We start from the raw sequence: 16,363 nt of genomic DNA on the forward strand, positions 1-16,363 counted from the left end.
TGCCAGCGACAAGAACGGCAGGCAAGGGCCGCGACCAGGGGGTCTGGGGCGCGCCAAGGGCCGCCCGGGGCCGGGCTTGGAAATTGCTTCTAAAGGTATCTCATTACCTCCGTGGATCTATTGCAAGTGGGCAGAACAACATCGGGACAGCAGCTGGTGTGGTGGCGTACCGATGGCTTTGTCTGCGCACTGGTGGCCGCCGTCGTGGTGGCCGTGGCCAGCGCGATGGGTGGGGTGCACCGGCTGGATCTGGCCATGTACGACGCGGCCGTCGGCAGTACCTCGGCCGAGCCGGCAGCAGACCTGGCGGTTGTCGGCATCGATGACCGCAGCTTCAAGACCCTGGGCCCCTGGCCCTGGCAGCCCGAGGCACACGCCCGTTTCGTAGACCAGCTCACGGCCGCCGGCGCCCGGGCCATCGTCTACACCATGCCGCTGCCGGAAACGCCAGCCCGCCCCTCGCCCCTTACTGCTCCCGCCGTGTCTGGCGAGCCACAGGCGGCTGGCGTGCCTGGCGCGGACAGCGCCGCCGCCCTGTCGGGCGATGCGCGGCTGGCTGCGAGCATGCAGCGCGCGGGCAACGTGGTGCTGGTGTCGCAGTATCCGGCGACCGGCCCTGCCACACCGCTGCCGTCGTATGTGCGCCGCAGTGCGCTGGCCAATCCGGGCGAGCATGCCGTGCCTGCGGCTTCGGGGCGGCATCCCCCTGCGGTCCTGGGGGCGGCGGCATCCGCCATTGGCCATCTGCAGCTGGACCCCGACCCGGACGGTGTGCTGCGCCAGATGCCCCTGCTGCTGGCGCATGACAGCGCCGCAGTGCCATCGGTCGCGCTGTTGACGGTGCTGCGCAGCCTGCAACTGGGCGCGTCCGATCTGCGCCTGCAGGCCGCTGCGCCCTGGTTGCGGCTGGGCAGCCTGGGTATTGCGACCGACAGTACGTCGGTGCTGCGGCCCCTGTTCCATGCGCCGGAAGGCGGCCAGCCGGTGTTTGCCCGGACCGCGTTCGCACAGGTGCTGTCTCCGGCAGGCGCCTCCGGCTTCCAGGGTAAGACCGTGCTGGTGGGTTTCACCTCGGCTGCACAGGCGCCGCCCCTGGCAACGCCAGGCGGCCAGTCGCTGTACCCGGTGGAGGTGCTGGCGCAGATGGTGTCGACCATCCGCCAGGGCCATGCCGTGACGGCGCCGGATTGGGCGCTGCCAGTGGCATGGCTGGCCATCGTGGCGGCAGTGCTGTACCTGGCATTGGCGTTGCCGCAGGTGAGTGCACTGGCCGGCCTGGCCGTGAGCATGGCCTTGCTGCTGGCGCTTGCCGGGGCCCAGTGGCTGGCACTGGAGCACGCGCTGCTGTCCTTCTCGCTGCTGGGGGCCGCGCTGGTGGTGGCCGTGGGGCAGGCCGCCATGCTGGCGTTGAAGCTGCGCGGTGGTGGGGGCGCTTCCCGCACGAAGTCTGCCGAGGCAGCCGAGTCCAAGCGCATGCTGGGCCTGGCGCTGCACGGCCAGGGCAAGCTGGAGCAGGCGTTCGAGCACTTTCGCCGCCTGCCGATGACCGATGCCCTCAAGGACAACCTGTACCACCTGGCACAGGATTTCGAGCGCAAGCGCAACTACGCCATGGCCAAGCTGGTGTACGAGCGCATCCTGCGCCACGACAGGCAGTACAAGGACGCCAAGACCCGCTACCGGAAGATGCGCGCCCGGGCCAAGTCGGCCTCGGGCCAGCCGGACACGGCGCCGCCACCGAGTTCGGCACCGATGCCCATGCCCAGCGTGCCGGCCATGCCGCGCCTGCCGGGCGATGCGACCATCGGTCTGCCCATGCTGGGCCGCTACGAGATCACCAAGGAGCTCGGCAAGGGTTCCATGGGCGTGGTGTACCTGGGGCGCGATCCGAAGATCGGCCGCATGGTGGCCATCAAGACGCTGGCCCTGGGACAGGAGTTCGAGGGCGACGGGCTGATCGACGCCCGTGCGCGCTTCTTTCGCGAGGCCGAGACGGCCGGGCGGCTGCAGCACCCCTACATCGTGACCATCTTCGATGCAGGAGAGGAGCACGACCTGGCCTATATCTCCATGGAGTTCCTCAAGGGCACCGACCTGTCGCCCTTCTGCAAGGAGGGCAACCTGCTGCCGGTGCCGCTGGCGCTGTCGGTGGCGGCCCGCGTGGCCGAGGCGCTGGACTATGCCCATGCCAACCAGGTGGTGCACCGCGACATCAAGCCGGCCAACGTCATGTTCGACGCGGCGACCGATGCGGTCAAGGTGACCGACTTCGGCATTGCGCGCATCACCGATTCCAGCAAGACCCGCACGGGGCTGGTACTGGGCACACCGAGCTTCATGTCGCCCGAACAGCTGGCGGGCAAGAAGGTGGACGGGCGCTCGGACCTGTATTCGCTGGGTGTGACCCTGTTCCAGATGCTCACCGGCTCGTTGCCGCTGCGCGGAGCCTCCATGCCCGAACTGATGCACAAGATTGCCAGCGTGCCGGCGCCCGACGTGCGCACGCTGCGGCCCGAGCTGTCGGCCGAAGTGGCGGAGGTGGTGGCGCTGTCGATGATGAAGCGCCCCGAAGCCCGCTACCAGACGGGGCGCCAGTTTGCGGCCGAGATCCGGCGTGCACTGGCAGCGCTGGTAGCCGCTGAAACCGGCACAAACCAGCGGACAGTCGTCTATGATGCGGCTCGCAAGGCAACACGGAACGACATGGCGGACTTTCAGGAAACAGTGACGGAATATCCTGCACAGAGGGACTCTTCGCTGCCGCCATCCAGCGCCCGATGAGGCCTGTGCCGCTTTATCCATGAATTACGATTTTTTTGCGCGCACCGATCGGGGGCGGGTGCGCAGCAACAACGAAGACGCCGTCGCGATCGACCGGGATGCCCAGCTGGCCATCCTGGCCGATGGCATGGGAGGCTACAACGCTGGCGAAGTCGCCAGCGGCATGGCCACGACCTTCATCCGCACGGAAATGGCCCGCTGGCTGTCCCAGGCCGGCAGTACCCCCCAGGCGACGGATGTGCGCCGGGCGCTGGAAATCTGCGTGGAAAACGCCAACCATGCCATTTTGGGGGCGTCGTTGTCGAACCCCCAGTACGCCGGCATGGGGACCACGCTGGTGGCGGGCATCTTCCAGGGTTCGCGGCTGATTCTTGGGCACATCGGCGATTCGCGCTGCTACCGCCTGCGCGGCGGGGTGCTGCAGCAGATCACGCGCGACCATTCGTGGCTGCAGGAGCAGGTGGATGCCGGCATCCTCACACCGCACCAGGCGGCGATCTCCTCGAACCGCAACCTGGTCACCCGTGCCCTGGGCGTGGAGCCCAATGTGCTCATGGAAGTCAATGAATTCCAGGTAGCGCCGCACGACCTGTTCCTGATGTGCTCGGACGGGCTCACGGACATGGTGTCCGATGCCGATCTGGCGGAGATGGTGCGTGCATCCCTCCCGCTGGAGGAAAAAACCACATTGCTTATTGATACCGCCAATGCACACGGCGGTCGTGATAACGTTAGCGTACTGCTGGTACAGGCCGGTGCGGGGGGCAAGAAGCGCAGCCTGATGTCCCGCCTGCTGGGTGCTGCATGACGGTGCCGGCCCATAACAAATCTCAAATCAGGAGTGGATCATGCCCAGAATGATCGTTTCGATCGACGGCGTCGTCATCAAGGAAGTTCAGTTGACCAAGGACCGCACCACCCTTGGTCGCAGGCCATACAACGATATCGTGATCGACAACCTGGCGGTGAGCGGCGAGCACGCGATCTTCCACATGGTCGGGAATGATGTCGAGATCGAGGACCTGGGCAGCACCAACGGCACCTACGTGAATGCCAAGGCCGTCAAGCGCCAGGAGCTGCGCAATGGCGATACGGTGGAAGTTGGCAAGTACAAGATCCGCTTCATGCACGAGGCCGAAGGCGAGAACTTCGAGAAGACCATGATCTTCAAGCCCGGCATGGTGCCGCCGCTGGGCGCCGTATCGCGCCCGGCCGGTCTGCCGGGTACCCCGCCCCCTGCACCGATCACGGCGGTGATCAAGGTCATGTCCGGCGCAGCCGCAGGGCGCGAGGTCTCGCTGCTCAAGGTGGTGACCACCATCGGCAAGCCGGGCGTTGCCGTGGCCTCCATCACCAAGCGCCACCACGGCTTCGTGCTGGCACATGTGGAAGGCCCGGACATGCCGCTGCTCAACGGCTCGGCCATCGGGCTGTCGCCCGTGCCACTCAAGCACGGCGACAAGCTGGAGCTGGCCGGCACCGAGATGCAGTTCGAGCAGACCTGACGGGCGCGCTGTGCCCCTTGCCTTGCTCGGCACCTTGTCCGCCAAGCGTCGGGCGCCTCCGAGCTGAGCCATTCTGATGCGCCCCCGGACTGGCTCCTGGTTGGCGCGCCGCTGGCGCCGCATCGCCGTCACGCTGTTGCCACTGCTGTTCGCCCTGCTTCACGTGGGCGGGGTCCTGCATCTGCAGGTGCTTGAGCGGTTGGAAAACATCATCTACGACACCCGCCTGCGCGCCACCATGCCGGGCACGATGGACGAGCGCATCACCATCGTCGACATCGACGAACGGAGCCTGGAACGCATCGGGCAGTGGCCCTGGGGCCGGGACAAGATGGCCCGAGTCGCACACGAGCTGCTGGAGCGCCAACAGGTTTCCGTGCTCGGCTTTGACGTGATTTTTGCCGAGCCTGACGGCAGTTCCGGGCTGGCCAGCCTGCAGCGGCTGGCGCAGGGGCCGTTGCAGGGGAATTCCGGGTTTGCCGAACAATTGGCGCAGCTGTCGCCGCAGCTGGACTACGACGCATTGTTTGCGCAGTCGTTGCAGGGCCGGCCCGTGGTACTGGGCTACTATTTCACGAGCGACCGGGACGGACAGGCCCGGGGCGTCCTGCCCGAACCTGCGCTGCCCCTGGAGCGGCTGCGCGGCAAGCCCTTGAGAGCCACGTCCTGGCAGGGCCATGGCAGCAATATCGGAGCGCTGGCACGGGCGGCGCCTGCAGCGGGTTTTTTCAATTCCATCACCGACCCCGACGGGGTCGTGCGCTCCCTGCCTCTGCTGGCCGAGTTCCAGGGCCGTTATTACGAATCGCTGGCCTTGGCGATGCTGCGTGTGGCGACGGGCGTGAGGGACTTGGACCCGGTCTATGCGTCGTCGGAATTCGACCATGACGTGTTGCAGGGCATCCTGCTACGCCAAGGCCAGAGCTTGATCCGGTTGCCGGTCGATCCCAATCTGGCGACGCTGGTGCCCTATCGCGGCCCTGGTGACGTTACCGGTGGTTCGTTTCGCTATATCTCCGCCGGTGATGTGCTGGAGGGGCGCTTGCCGCAAGGCAGCCTGAAGGGCCAGTTGGTGCTGGTGGGGTCCACGGCGCCAGGCTTGGTCGATCTGCGTGTGACGCCCGTGGGGCGAACTTATCCCGGTGTGGAGACGCATGCCAATCTGCTGTCCGCCTTCCTGGACGGCGCGAATGTGCTCCAGCCAGACTACGCCACCGATTTCGATGTTCTGCAGCTCGTGGCAACGGGCTTGTTGCTGGCATTCTCATTGCCTTTGCTGACGGCGGGCTGGGCGGTGCTGCTCAGCGCCGGGGTGTTCGCCGGGCTGGTGGGGCTCAATCTCTGGCTGTACCAGTCGCATGGTCTGGTGATGCCTCTGGCGACGGCCCTGGTGCTGGTGCTGTCCGCCTTCACGCTGAACATGGTCTACGGGTACTTTGTGGAGAGCCGTTCCAAGCGGGAGCTCGCTGCCCTGTTCGGCACCTACGTGCCCCCGGAACTGGTGGATGAGATGCTCAAGGAGCCCGAGCGCTACACCATGGATGCCGCCAACCAGGAGCTGACGGTGATGTTCTGCGACATGCGCGGTTTCACGGCGCTGTCCGAGCGCATGGAGCCCCTTCAACTGCAGGCCCTGCTCAACGGCGTGTTCAGCCGCCTGACCCAGATCATCCGTGGCCGCCGCCAGGGCACCATCGACAAGTACATGGGAGATTGTGTGATGGCCTTCTGGGGCGCACCCGTGGCCACCCCCGGGCACGCCGAATCGGCCGTGGCTGCGGCGCTGGACATGACCCGGGCCATCGCCCAGCTCAACGAAGAGCACCGCAGCAAGGGCTTGCCGGAGATCGGCGTGGGCATCGGCCTGAACACCGGCACCATGTGCGTGGGGGACATGGGCTCGGACATCCGGCGCAGCTACACGGTGATCGGCGATGCCGTCAACCTGGGCTCCCGGCTGGAAGGCCTGTCCAAGACCTACGGCGTGACCATGGTGGTCAGTGATACCACCCGTGCAATGGCCCCGGGATTCATCTGGCAGGAGCTGGACCGGGTGCGTGTGAAAGGCAAGGCCCAGGCAGTCACCATCTACACGCCCGTGGGCACGGCGGCCGAGCCGCTGGCGCCCGAGCGGGAGCAGCAACTGGCCCTGTGGCACCAGTTCCTCGCCACCTACCGGGCCCAGGAATGGGATGCATGTGCCCTGCTTTTGCAGAATTTGCAGGCGTTACAACCTGCGAGCATCCTGTATTCGCTGTACGCTGCCCGCATGGAGGCGCTGCGGGTGTTACCCTTCCAGCCGGACTGGGATGGTGCCACCCAATTCGATACCAAGTAGCCGGCAGACGCAGACGAACAACAGACAGCCAGAAGAGACAGACGGAACAAACAGGACTGCATGACATGAAGGTTCGCGTACTGGGGTGCTCCGGGGCCATCGCCAAAGATTGCCGGACCACCTCCTTCCTGGTCAACGACAACATCCTCATCGATGCAGGAACGGGGGTGGGCGACTTGGCGCTGGACGAAATGCGGCGCATCGATCATGTGTTCCTCACGCATTCCCACCTGGACCATATCGCGGCGCTGCCATTGATGCTGGATGCGGTGTCGTCGCTGCGCAGCAGCCCGGTGCAGGTGCACGCGCTGCCCGGCACCATCGCCGCCCTGCAGGCGCATGTGTTCAACAACGTCATCTGGCCGGACTTCAGCAGCATTCCCACGTCCGACCAGCCGTTTTTGCAGTACCAAACCATAGCCGTGGGCGAGCGCCTGAACGTCGAAGGGGTGGAACTGGAGGTTCTGCCTGCTGTCCACACTGTTCCCGCCGTCGGGTACGCGGTGGCTGGTGACACGGGTTGCTGGGTGTTCAGTGGCGACACCGGACGCAATCCTGAGTTCTGGCGGCGGGTCAATGCGCTTCCTGTTGCCGTGCTGGTCATCGAGACTGCCTTCAGCAACCGCGAAACCGCCCTGGCCCAGCGCAGCCTGCACCTGTCACCCCACACCCTGGCGCAGGAACTGGCGCAATTGAACCGTGGCAAGCGATGCCCAATCTACATCACCCACACCAAGCCGTCAGAAACTGAGTTGATCATGGAGGAGATCCGCCGCTTTGACCAGAGTGGCGGGTTGCGAGGCGCCGGTTCCCATGACATTTATTGGCTCAAGGCAGGGGACGAGTTCAAGTTCTGACCACTGTGTTGCAAGTGGTGACGTTTCTGCTGTGACAAGAATGTCGCGAAAAAGCCCCCAGTGCTGGTGGGGAAACACTTCGGTGACAAATGACTCATTTGGGGGGGGTGATTCAGGTGCGGTACCGTCGGTCCGACAGCTTGGCACGGAATCTGCTGATGTTGAGGCAGCCTGGAGAATTTTCTGCAGGTTTCAATTGCAATTGACTTGACTTCCTAGGAGAAATTTATGAACCGCAAACTTCTGCAACAAGGTTTTACCCTGATCGAATTGATGATCGTTGTGGCGATCATCGGTATTCTGGCTGCCGTGGCACTGCCCGCTTACCAAGACTACACCGTGCGTGCCAAGGTGTCTGAAGGCGTGATTGCTGGTTCTTCTGCAAAGAGCCTGATGAGCGAAGCATTCCAGTCGGACGGCATTGTTGGTATGGACGCAGCTGCCGCCGCATTCATGAAGAACCCGGCTGACTCCGCAGAGAAGACCTCCAAGTATGTCAAGAGTGTTGACATCAAGACGACCTCGCCTTGGACTATTACGGTAGGTATCAAGGCTGATGGCAAAAACGGCATGCCCACGGGCTTGGACGGAAAGACCCTCACGCTGACCGCCAACGTGCAAGGCAAGACCCCTGCCGATACTTCCACTGGCGCTATCGACTGGGCTTGCGGTGCTGATACGACCGTGACTGCGTCCAAGCGTCTCCTGACGGTTGCTGTGGGTACCCTGCCTGCAAAGTACGCGCCTTCGGAATGCCGTTGATTTAAACAGACAACTGCTGTTGACTGTTCAAAAAAAGCGAGGCTGTGCCTCGCTTTTTTTAATGCACCATGGGTTTGCCGTCCTCAAGCTACCCGTCTAAAATTCGGTATTACTATCATCGGTGCAGCGGTGCATGGTACAAATGAGAATGCGAAACAAATGCAATGAAAACGAGTCGCTTGGGTTCGATAGGTGTATAAAGCATTTTTAATGTGAAATTGAACACCTCCTATCTGGGATGGAGGTAAGTTCCAATGATGGTAAATGACATAATATTTTGACAATGTTGAAGGCTAATTCAAAATCTCTTCTTCGTTTTCGATCGGCACTGCCCTGGGCATGGCGCCATTTGCTCTTCTCGCTGGGCATTGTATTTCTGGTGGGTATTCTGGTTTTCTTTGTATGGTTTCCATGGCCTCTGATGGAGATTTCGGGCGGGTGGTCACTATTGCTTTTGATTTTTGGCGTGGACGTGGTTTGTGGTCCCGCTCTCACATTGTTGTTGTTGCATCCAGGAAAATCGCGCAAGGCACTGTTGGTGGATATAGGGCTGATCCTCACCTTGCAGGCCTCGGCGTTGTCTTATGGGATATACAGTTTGGGCCAAGCGCGTCCCATCGCAGTTGTATACGAGGTAGACCGCTTTCGCGTGGTAAGTGTTGCCGATATTGATACATCCAGCCCAGAAGCGCTTCCAGAGTGGGTTGGTGCCTGGAACTTCACACCGCCCCGTATCTTGGGCGTGCGATCCGCAAAAAGTGCCGAAGAGAAAATTGAAAGCTTGAATGCTTCACTTCAAGGCCTGGAGACAGGGCAGCGGCCAAACTGGTGGCAGGATTATGAAATCAGCGTGCCCCAGGTGAAAGCGCGCGCAAAATCACTTGAGCAGTTGTTGGCACTGAATTCAGGTTCAGTAGAAAGCATAAGAGAAAATGCCGCGCGTGCTGCTGAAAAGCCACGCGAAAACGAAGTACTTGTCCCCTCAGAGCTCTTGTGGTTGCCGGTTGTCAGTAAAAGGACCACGGGGTGGGTTGCCTTCATAGATCCGAATACTGCACGTATCAGGGGCTATGTACGTGCAGATGGTTTTGGTGAATGAAGTTCTGGTTTGCGTAAGCTGATAGAAAAACCTTCGCATAGAAATGACATGGGAATGATTTTTGCTTGCTTTGACATGTGAAATGCAATAGGAGTCTAAAATGACGCACCGAAATCGCCCTGCCAAGGGGTTTACCCTTATTGAACTGATGATTGTCGTGGCAATTATCGGGGTTCTGGCCGCAATTGCTTTGCCCGCCTATCAGGACTATACGATTCGTGCGAAAGTGTCAGAGGGATTGGTTGCTGCTTCGGTTCCCAAAGAACTGCTGAGTGAAGCATTCCAGGCCAATGGAATTGTCGGTATGGACGCCGCAGCCGCAGCCTACAATGCCACCCCCAATGTGGTGTTGAAAAGTAAATACATCAAGGGAATAAGCATCGGCGCTGCAACTCCTTGGGCGATATCCATTTCCATCTTGGCAGATGGAAAAAATGGAATTCCGGCTGGCCTTGACGGGAACACAATCCTACTTTCCGCAAATGTCAACAACGCTGCTCCTGCAGGAACATCAGTAGGCCCGATGGACTGGGCATGCACGAGTGATAGTGGAAATGTGTCTTTGACCCGAGGCTTGACGAACAGAACTCTGGGCACTTTACCCGCAAAATATGCTCCAGCTGAGTGCCGATAAAATAGCACGTTCACTCGCTCATGGGTTGCGGCCCCGATGAGGTTCTGGTGCTATTCCCAGAACCTGGCGATGAAGGTCAGAACCCCCTCCAAAAAATTGCATGCGTATTGTCTATCAGACGATCCAAGTATCGAGTGCATCTTGATCTTGCATCTTTGAGGCATAGCCAGTGCTCTGAAATGAGAGCAGTGGTAGCAGTTTGTTGATTTTATCGCAAATGCCCCGCTAGATAGACTCTGCAAATCGTGGCAGCGCACAGTGAATGATCTGCTATCTCTTTGCCTTCGGTCGAGCTTGAACGTACTTCATATAGTCGGTCAACTTGGCGAAGCCTGGCGCTGCTTTCGGTAAGAGCGAATCGGTCGGTTACCCCTTATACGCAATCGGGTGGCGCCAGACCGCTCCCCAAATGTACCCTGCACTCTTTGATCTGATCGGCCCCAGTGCCTAAGTCAGTTGGTCAAGGCCTGCTTTGATCCTGTGATCCGCTGATAGGTTGTATTGCTTCCTGGCCTACCTATTCGTGGCATTAATGCAATTGCAATTTCCCTAGCAGGCTGAAGAAATACTCCATAGAGGGTACAAATTCGACCTCGGCAGGAGTATCTTTTCCTTTGCACTCATCAAAATTATCGCGTGTAAGCCATTCTGTGAAGTCGGCATTCTTCGATCACATGCGGCGCGTAGGTATTTCTTCAGCCTGCTAGCGCGGCACGCGTTATCTTGGGTCATTGCGAAGTAGCTTGCTGACGTATGCGAAAAGCCGTGAGGGCTGGCGCCTGATAATGAAACACGATCGGTACGCACAAGTGTGTCTCAGGCTCCACTCACCGGCTGCCGACCGGCTAGTGATTCAAACAAGGGATCGAAATTCAGACAGTCTGCCCCGATTTGCCTACCGTCCGTAGCATAGGCCATGGGGGATGCACGAACAGCCAGGCGATAGCTGAACTTGCTGGACTATTGATATCAGATCGAGATAGCATTTTGTCCGCAAGTGCGTACGTAGATCGCAAACACATCTCTTGCCATCGTATGCCAGGAAGCCCCACTTCAAGCTGAGGCTTGCCTGCATTTCACTTACTTCGTGTGCTCTTTGGCCACTGCTTGCAGCAATTTGCGTTGGAATGAATAGACAGGCTCGGAGTTGGTAGAGGACCCAAATTTCGCCTCAGCCGCCTGTAAGTCACTCCACTGTTGCTCGTGCGCAAAACCCAGCAGCAACGATGAAAGCGCAAGATCTGCATAATCACCATGTATAACCCCATCTTGTGCTGGTCGGTTGAGCCACTCACTGCTTGATTTGATTATAGGTTTCCAATCCTTTTCAGCTATCGTACCTAAAAGATTTAGCGCGCGACTAATATCTTCGGGCATGTTTTTACAAGGCAACCAATCTCGGCGTACCCAAATACTCCGCAATATGTCACTTGGCAAAAAAGCATTGGTCAGGTTGGCGACTTCCCGCATGCGTACGGAAAACTGTCGGCTGGCGGCAGGGCTCCAGGACAGCTTGCAAGCGTGGCTGGCGGCTGCTTTGAGCAGGATTGCTGGCGCCAATGCCCGACTGGGAATAATGTCTGGGGCCACACTTGAGCCATCCTGGCCAGCCAGTTCAGCTGCCAGTGCCCGAGCCCGCCACGTCAGAACATCCGGGGCATTATGCGGCAGCTTGGAAGGAAGAATGTGCGAGGGCAGCGGGGATCTAACTGCCATTGCTTCCAGCAAAGGTGTTTCTTGGGAGGGCAATGTCCCTATAGTTTCAGCAGTTATAGCCTTGAATCTCGTTCGTGGCGCCTGAAGCCCGAGTACCGGATAGTAATCTGAATTGGCTCCAAGATCTTTGTATAGCTGGCCAAAGCCCCGCAGTAAGCGAGCATCTGCAAGCTTGTGAAAATCAAGATGCTCTTGTGTGGTGATTCCTATGCGCGCCAGCTCCGATTGCAGCGGTCCAGGTGTCGACAGAAGTCGAGCAATTTCGCTTTTCGGCAAAGGCCCCTTAGGACTTGCAATAATCAACATATCATTCGAAGAGGCAAGCCAGGCGGCATAATCTTCGAAATGCGGAGTCATGGCATTGAATATCGATCCCACCAATTGCTCATCAATTTCATAAAGCTGAATCCACTGAACAAACAGGCCGTTGTCATTCAGGTGCCGCGGGATAAAATTATAGAATTCTTTGGAGAATAATGATCCTACGCCACTAATCCAGGGATTGGACGGCTCGGATATTATCAAATCATACTTCGCAGGGTTCGCTGAGAAAAATGCTTTGGCGTCTTCTATGACAATGTGGGAACGTGGATCCGTGTAAGCCCGCGCCACGCGATCTCCAAAAATTCTAGCACCCTGAACCATTGCAGGCTCAATCTCTATGGTATCGACCTGTTTGACACGGGCGTCACCCAAAAGGGTGTGCGTGGTCATGCCTGACCCAAAGCCTATAACTCCTACGCGTTCGGGATTTTTCAGCATTGTCAACGGCATTGCCGCCAACAGAGTCATGGTTGGTTCATCGGGAGTGGGTTTGTTGCCTTCTCTGATTGCGATTGCCGCATCGGGCTTTCCATTGGTTGCGATGCTGGCGTTTCCATCCTTTCCCGCGATCGCCGCGACACTTGAGGTCTTTCCATCCCTGTAAAAGATAACTTTTTGCTGTTCGGCGTCGACGATTGCTCTCCCGTGTCTGAACACCCCAGAAGCGAGTTTCAACGGATCGTATGGCACGCGGAAAGCTGCAATAAGTGCAATTGCCGAGATGCCCGCTGCAAAAGCAAAGCGGGTCATGGCGCGCTTGCTGTCAGCGTTTAATCGCAAAAGGACCAAGCCGATACCGAGGTCAATAATGGCGGCTATGCAAAGGGTGAGCTTCAACCCCACGGAGGGGATCAGCAAGTGAATCGCCGCAAACACACCAACGATAGCGCCTAATGTGTTCCAGGCATACACGCGGCCGATTGCACGCTCACCTTGGCCTTCGCGCAGCAATGCCACAGTGAAGAGGGGAAGTGTAGTCCCGGCGAAAAAGGCTGCCGGCAACATGATAAAAATCGATAATGTCGCCGTGCCCAGGTTGTAGAGCGTATAGCCGCCGTCCGTCTTGGCCAACGCACTGTACAGCCAGCCCACCCATGCAAATGCATTGGCATACACCGCAAGTGACGCCAGTGCTGCAATCCCCATACAAATCTGCATCCACCCGACCAATCGCAACGGTGAACTGGTGGAATCCGCATGTTTGCGCACCCATAGCCCTCCGAGCGCAATGCCTAAAATAAAGGCGGCGAGCATCAGTTCAAACGCATGCATGGTGGAGCCCACAGCCATGCTGAGCATGCGTATCCATACGATCTCATAGATAAATGAGGCCGCACCGGAGAGAGCCGTTCCCAAAAGTACCAGCCGCAACGTAGGGTTATGGCGCAATCTGCGCTCGGCCAGTGGTGTGCCGGCGGCTGGCTCTGGCACTATTGGTTCTGGCTCGCGTGCCAACCACCAAGCCAAGCCAGCGACGGCAAAATTCAATAGGCCCGCGGTGACCATGGCCCCTGGCAGACCCACCCATGGCAGCAATATAAAAACCGCGGCCAGTGCACCGAATGCGGCGCCGATGCTGTTGGTGAAATACAGCCCACCAAGAAGGTTTCCATCGGTACCTGGAAACCGCCGTATGAGCCCACCACTCATGAGTGGGAAAGTCATACCCAAAAGAATGGTTTGCGGGAGAATCAGCAAAGTGGCAACGACCCATCGCGCAAGATTCACCGCCCAAGGTTCACCGATCGAAGGAATTAACCACTCGTAACTGAAGTTGGCAACCGCGCCAAATATCCAGTGGAACAACAATCCCAAAATGCCGATGACCACTTCGATCACCGCATATCCACGTATCAGGTTGCGCCAGCGTTGACCTGCATGCGCGATCCATGCTGAGCCTGCAGCCATGCCCCCCATAAAAATTGCCAGTACCAGTGCCTGCGCATATGCCGCATGACCCAGGAAAAGCCCCAAATAGTGAGACCAGATGGACTGATATATTAGTCCGGCAAAGCCTGATAAAACAAAAATGGCCAACAACCAGCTTCGAGCGCCACGGGGGGAAGAAATCGTCAATTAGTACTCCAACTTTGAGTTCTAGGGGCTAGGTGCATTGATCGAGCAAGAAAAGTGCCGTGCAGAAAATTGCCTCATTTTCACCAGCAGCACCCCACAAAGAAGACAAAATTGTCAAATTTTGCCTTGATTTGGTGGGATGTACACGGTTTCCCAGACTTTCGCGCTTCGAAAGCGTCGGCAGCAACAGCTTTCCATTGAGTGCCAGTTTCTGTTGCATGGCTGGTTGGTGTGACCGCCAAGTCAGCAAATAGACCTAGCTGGCAGAATGTGAGATCTAAGTCCCCACACTCCGGGAGTCTCTTTCGGCTGCACTCTTGTGGGTGTCCCAGGCTTGATACAACCGGGTTTCGAGCGAGCGCGTCAGGGCCAAGCCTTGCTCAACAAGGGTCGTGTCCATACGGTTGCGAAGGGACTGGCGCACGCTATCGAGCAGTGCAAGTTGTTTGCTGAAGTGCACGGCTTTTGCAACATATTCCTCCCAACTGGTCGTCGCGAATTCCGAAAAGCCAAATCCCGCCAACATCGAAGTACCGGCGCGTTCCACCGGCAAGCTGCCTCCCAGTGTCACCATGGGAACGCCCATCCACAACGCATGCAGGCTTGTGGTACCGCCGTTGTAGGGAAAGGTGTCGAGAATCAGATCGATGCGGTGGTGCATCTGCAGATAGTCGCTGAAGGGAATGGGCTCCTGAAGCAACAGTCTTTCCGGATGGATGCCTCGGGCTTCAAATTCCCGGAGCATCTGGATCTGGGGCTCCGGCCTCAGCCCGGCCATCAACAAGCGCGATGCCGGCGCGCTGCGTAGGATCTCTGACCAGGCGTCAAGCGCCGCTGGCGTAATCTTGGCTGGATTGTTGACGCTTGCAAAGGTGAAGGGTAAACCGCTTAAGGCTGGCAATCGGTTGACGCTAGGGCTCTCCGCTGCGGGCTGGAAACTGGCCGCGCCATCGATGCGCAACAGTTTCTCCGAGTGGTACGCCTCCGACATCCCGGGTGGATCCATTGATGCATCGGTGATTCGATAGTCCATACCATGCAGGCCGGTGGTAGCCTGATAGCCTAGCCAGGTCATCTGTATAGGCGCGGGTTTGTGCGCAAAGGCCAGCAGGCGGTTGTATCCCGTGTGTCCCGACAGATCGATCAGGATGTCAATTTCGTCCTCCAGAATCTGCTGTGCCAACGCTTGGTCCGTAAGGCCAGCACAGGGACGCCAGTGATCCACGAGGGCCTGAAACCGCAAGGTCACATCGTCGATCCCTGGGAAAGCGTGATAGCAGTACACCTCGACCCGTGTTCGGTCATGGTGGCGCAGGGTGGGCTCGATGAAAAAAGCCAGGGAGTGATAGCGGAAATCTCCTGAAACATAGCCGATGCGCAGGCGCTCGTGCTCCGCTGTCCTCTGGTGGGTGGGCCATTGCGGGCGCAAGGGTGCTTCGAAGCGCTCTGCAAATGCCAGATGTTCTTCAAACAGCTCCTGTCTGCTCAGCTTTCCCTGGTATTGCAAAGTCAGCAGAAGGTTGCTGTGCCAGGATGCTTTGTCGGGTTGCAGTGCAAGAGCTTTGCGCAGATCCGATACCGCGCCGTCCATCGCCCCCAACTTGCTCTTGGACGTGGAAAGATTGGCCAAGGCCGTTGCATGCTCTGGCTCGATACCCAGCGCACATTGAAAGCAGTCCACCGCTTCTTTGTAGGTGTGCTGTTCGGCAAACAAATTTCCCCGATAGAAATGCAACTGGGCATTGTTCGGGAATCGTTTCGTTCCCTCGGCAAGTACTTGGTGCGCCACGTCAAAACGCCCGAGTCTGAAGAGCGCAGGGCCGAGATCTATGTAGGCGTATTCAAAGGTTGGGTCGATCTCCAACGCTACCAGCATTTCGTTGACGACTTCCTCGTCATCTCCGCGTTGCTGGGCTATATTTCCCAGCATGAACCGGGCATCAACGTTGCGCGGCTGCAGGGCTACGGCCTGGCGGAGTGCGGCCTCTGCTTCGTCAAGAGATTGCATCTGCAGCAGGGCATAACCCAGCCCGATATACCCCGCGGCATGCTGGGGCGCCACCACCGTTGCTTGCCGGTAGCATGCAACGGCCTCGTTCAGCTGCCCGCTCTGCATCAAAGCATTGCCTTGCTTCTGCAGTTCCCGCGCGCGTTGTGCTGCTTCTACTTCTGCATCGTTGGGTGCAGGTGCAGGCTTTGCCGGAGCGGTTGCCTCCTGGGAGTTTGTCCCAAAGAACTTCTTAATGAATTTCATTACCATGTCAAAAGCCG

At 58.8% G+C, this 16,363-nt stretch carries 11 protein-coding genes; 8 read left to right on the forward strand and 3 right to left on the reverse strand.

Going from position 1 to position 16,363, the window contains the following annotated elements; translation table 11 throughout:
* Positions 1-156: 156 nt before the first annotated feature.
* The 8 genes from QYL93_RS14765 to QYL93_RS14800 all read left to right on the forward strand — a co-directional run bounded on the left by QYL93_RS14765 (position 157) and on the right by QYL93_RS14800 (position 9,976).
* Positions 157-2,781 (forward strand): CHASE2 domain-containing serine/threonine-protein kinase, encoded by a 2,625-nt coding sequence (locus QYL93_RS14765; protein ID WP_305744346.1) that lies wholly within the window; start codon positions 157-159, stop codon positions 2,779-2,781.
* A gap of 19 nt (positions 2,782-2,800) precedes the next feature.
* Entirely contained in the window at positions 2,801-3,589 is a 789-nt protein-coding gene (locus QYL93_RS14770; protein WP_057200611.1) for a Stp1/IreP family PP2C-type Ser/Thr phosphatase, read from the forward strand.
* A gap of 40 nt (positions 3,590-3,629) precedes the next feature.
* Positions 3,630-4,286 (forward strand): FHA domain-containing protein, encoded by a 657-nt coding sequence (locus QYL93_RS14775; RefSeq protein WP_305744347.1) that lies wholly within the window; start codon positions 3,630-3,632, stop codon positions 4,284-4,286.
* 76 nt (positions 4,287-4,362) lie between these two features.
* A complete protein-coding gene (locus QYL93_RS14780; protein ID WP_305744348.1) occupies positions 4,363-6,624 on the forward strand; it encodes a CHASE2 domain-containing protein in 2,262 nt (753 codons plus the stop codon).
* Positions 6,625-6,689: 65 nt separating this feature from the next.
* Complete coding sequence (locus tag QYL93_RS14785; protein WP_305744349.1) at positions 6,690-7,481, forward strand: 3',5'-cyclic-nucleotide phosphodiesterase; 792 nt, start codon at positions 6,690-6,692, stop codon at positions 7,479-7,481.
* Between the two features lie 228 nt (positions 7,482-7,709).
* Positions 7,710-8,243, forward strand: coding sequence for a pilin (locus QYL93_RS14790; protein WP_305744350.1), 534 nt, complete (start codon positions 7,710-7,712; stop codon positions 8,241-8,243).
* Between the two features lie 277 nt (positions 8,244-8,520).
* Positions 8,521-9,342, forward strand: a complete 822-nt coding sequence (locus tag QYL93_RS14795) for a hypothetical protein (protein ID WP_305744351.1) — start codon at positions 8,521-8,523, stop codon at positions 9,340-9,342.
* 100 nt (positions 9,343-9,442) lie between these two features.
* Positions 9,443-9,976: a pilin gene (locus tag QYL93_RS14800; protein ID WP_305744352.1), complete on the forward strand. Its 534-nt coding sequence runs from the start codon at positions 9,443-9,445 to the stop codon at positions 9,974-9,976.
* Positions 9,977-11,056: 1,080 nt separating this feature from the next.
* Here the strand turns inward: QYL93_RS14800 and QYL93_RS14805 are convergent.
* From QYL93_RS14805 to QYL93_RS14815, 3 genes are read right to left on the reverse strand one after another with little or no spacing between them, the layout of a single operon-like run.
* Positions 11,057-14,092 (reverse strand): fused MFS/spermidine synthase, encoded by a 3,036-nt coding sequence (locus QYL93_RS14805; RefSeq protein WP_305744353.1) that lies wholly within the window; start codon positions 14,090-14,092, stop codon positions 11,057-11,059.
* 28 nt (positions 14,093-14,120) lie between these two features.
* Positions 14,121-14,312: a hypothetical protein gene (locus QYL93_RS14810; protein WP_305744354.1), complete on the reverse strand. Its 192-nt coding sequence runs from the start codon at positions 14,310-14,312 to the stop codon at positions 14,121-14,123.
* A gap of 57 nt (positions 14,313-14,369) precedes the next feature.
* Entirely contained in the window at positions 14,370-16,346 is a 1,977-nt protein-coding gene (locus QYL93_RS14815; protein WP_305744355.1) for a tetratricopeptide repeat protein, read from the reverse strand.
* Positions 16,347-16,363 lie beyond the last annotated feature (17 nt).

The sequence above is a fragment of the Acidovorax sp. A1169 genome, assembly GCF_030704685.1.
Lineage (GTDB): Bacteria > Pseudomonadota > Gammaproteobacteria > Burkholderiales > Burkholderiaceae_C > Acidovorax.

What these genes read in the sequence shown, in the direction of transcription:
- QYL93_RS14770 (WP_057200611.1), top strand. Translation starts at nt 2,801, where the DNA reads ATGAATTACGATTTTTTTGCGCGCACCGATCGGGGGCGGGTGCGCAGC.
- QYL93_RS14775 (WP_305744347.1), top strand. Translation starts at nt 3,630, where the DNA reads ATGCCCAGAATGATCGTTTCGATCGACGGCGTCGTCATCAAGGAAGTT.
- QYL93_RS14780 (WP_305744348.1), top strand. Translation starts at nt 4,363, where the DNA reads ATGCGCCCCCGGACTGGCTCCTGGTTGGCGCGCCGCTGGCGCCGCATC.
- QYL93_RS14785 (WP_305744349.1), top strand. Translation starts at nt 6,690, where the DNA reads ATGAAGGTTCGCGTACTGGGGTGCTCCGGGGCCATCGCCAAAGATTGC.
- QYL93_RS14790 (WP_305744350.1), top strand. Translation starts at nt 7,710, where the DNA reads ATGAACCGCAAACTTCTGCAACAAGGTTTTACCCTGATCGAATTGATG.
- QYL93_RS14800 (WP_305744352.1), top strand. Translation starts at nt 9,443, where the DNA reads ATGACGCACCGAAATCGCCCTGCCAAGGGGTTTACCCTTATTGAACTG.
- QYL93_RS14810 (WP_305744354.1), bottom strand. Translation starts at nt 14,312, where the DNA reads ATGCAACAGAAACTGGCACTCAATGGAAAGCTGTTGCTGCCGACGCTT.
- QYL93_RS14815 (WP_305744355.1), bottom strand. Translation starts at nt 16,346, where the DNA reads ATGAAATTCATTAAGAAGTTCTTTGGGACAAACTCCCAGGAGGCAACC.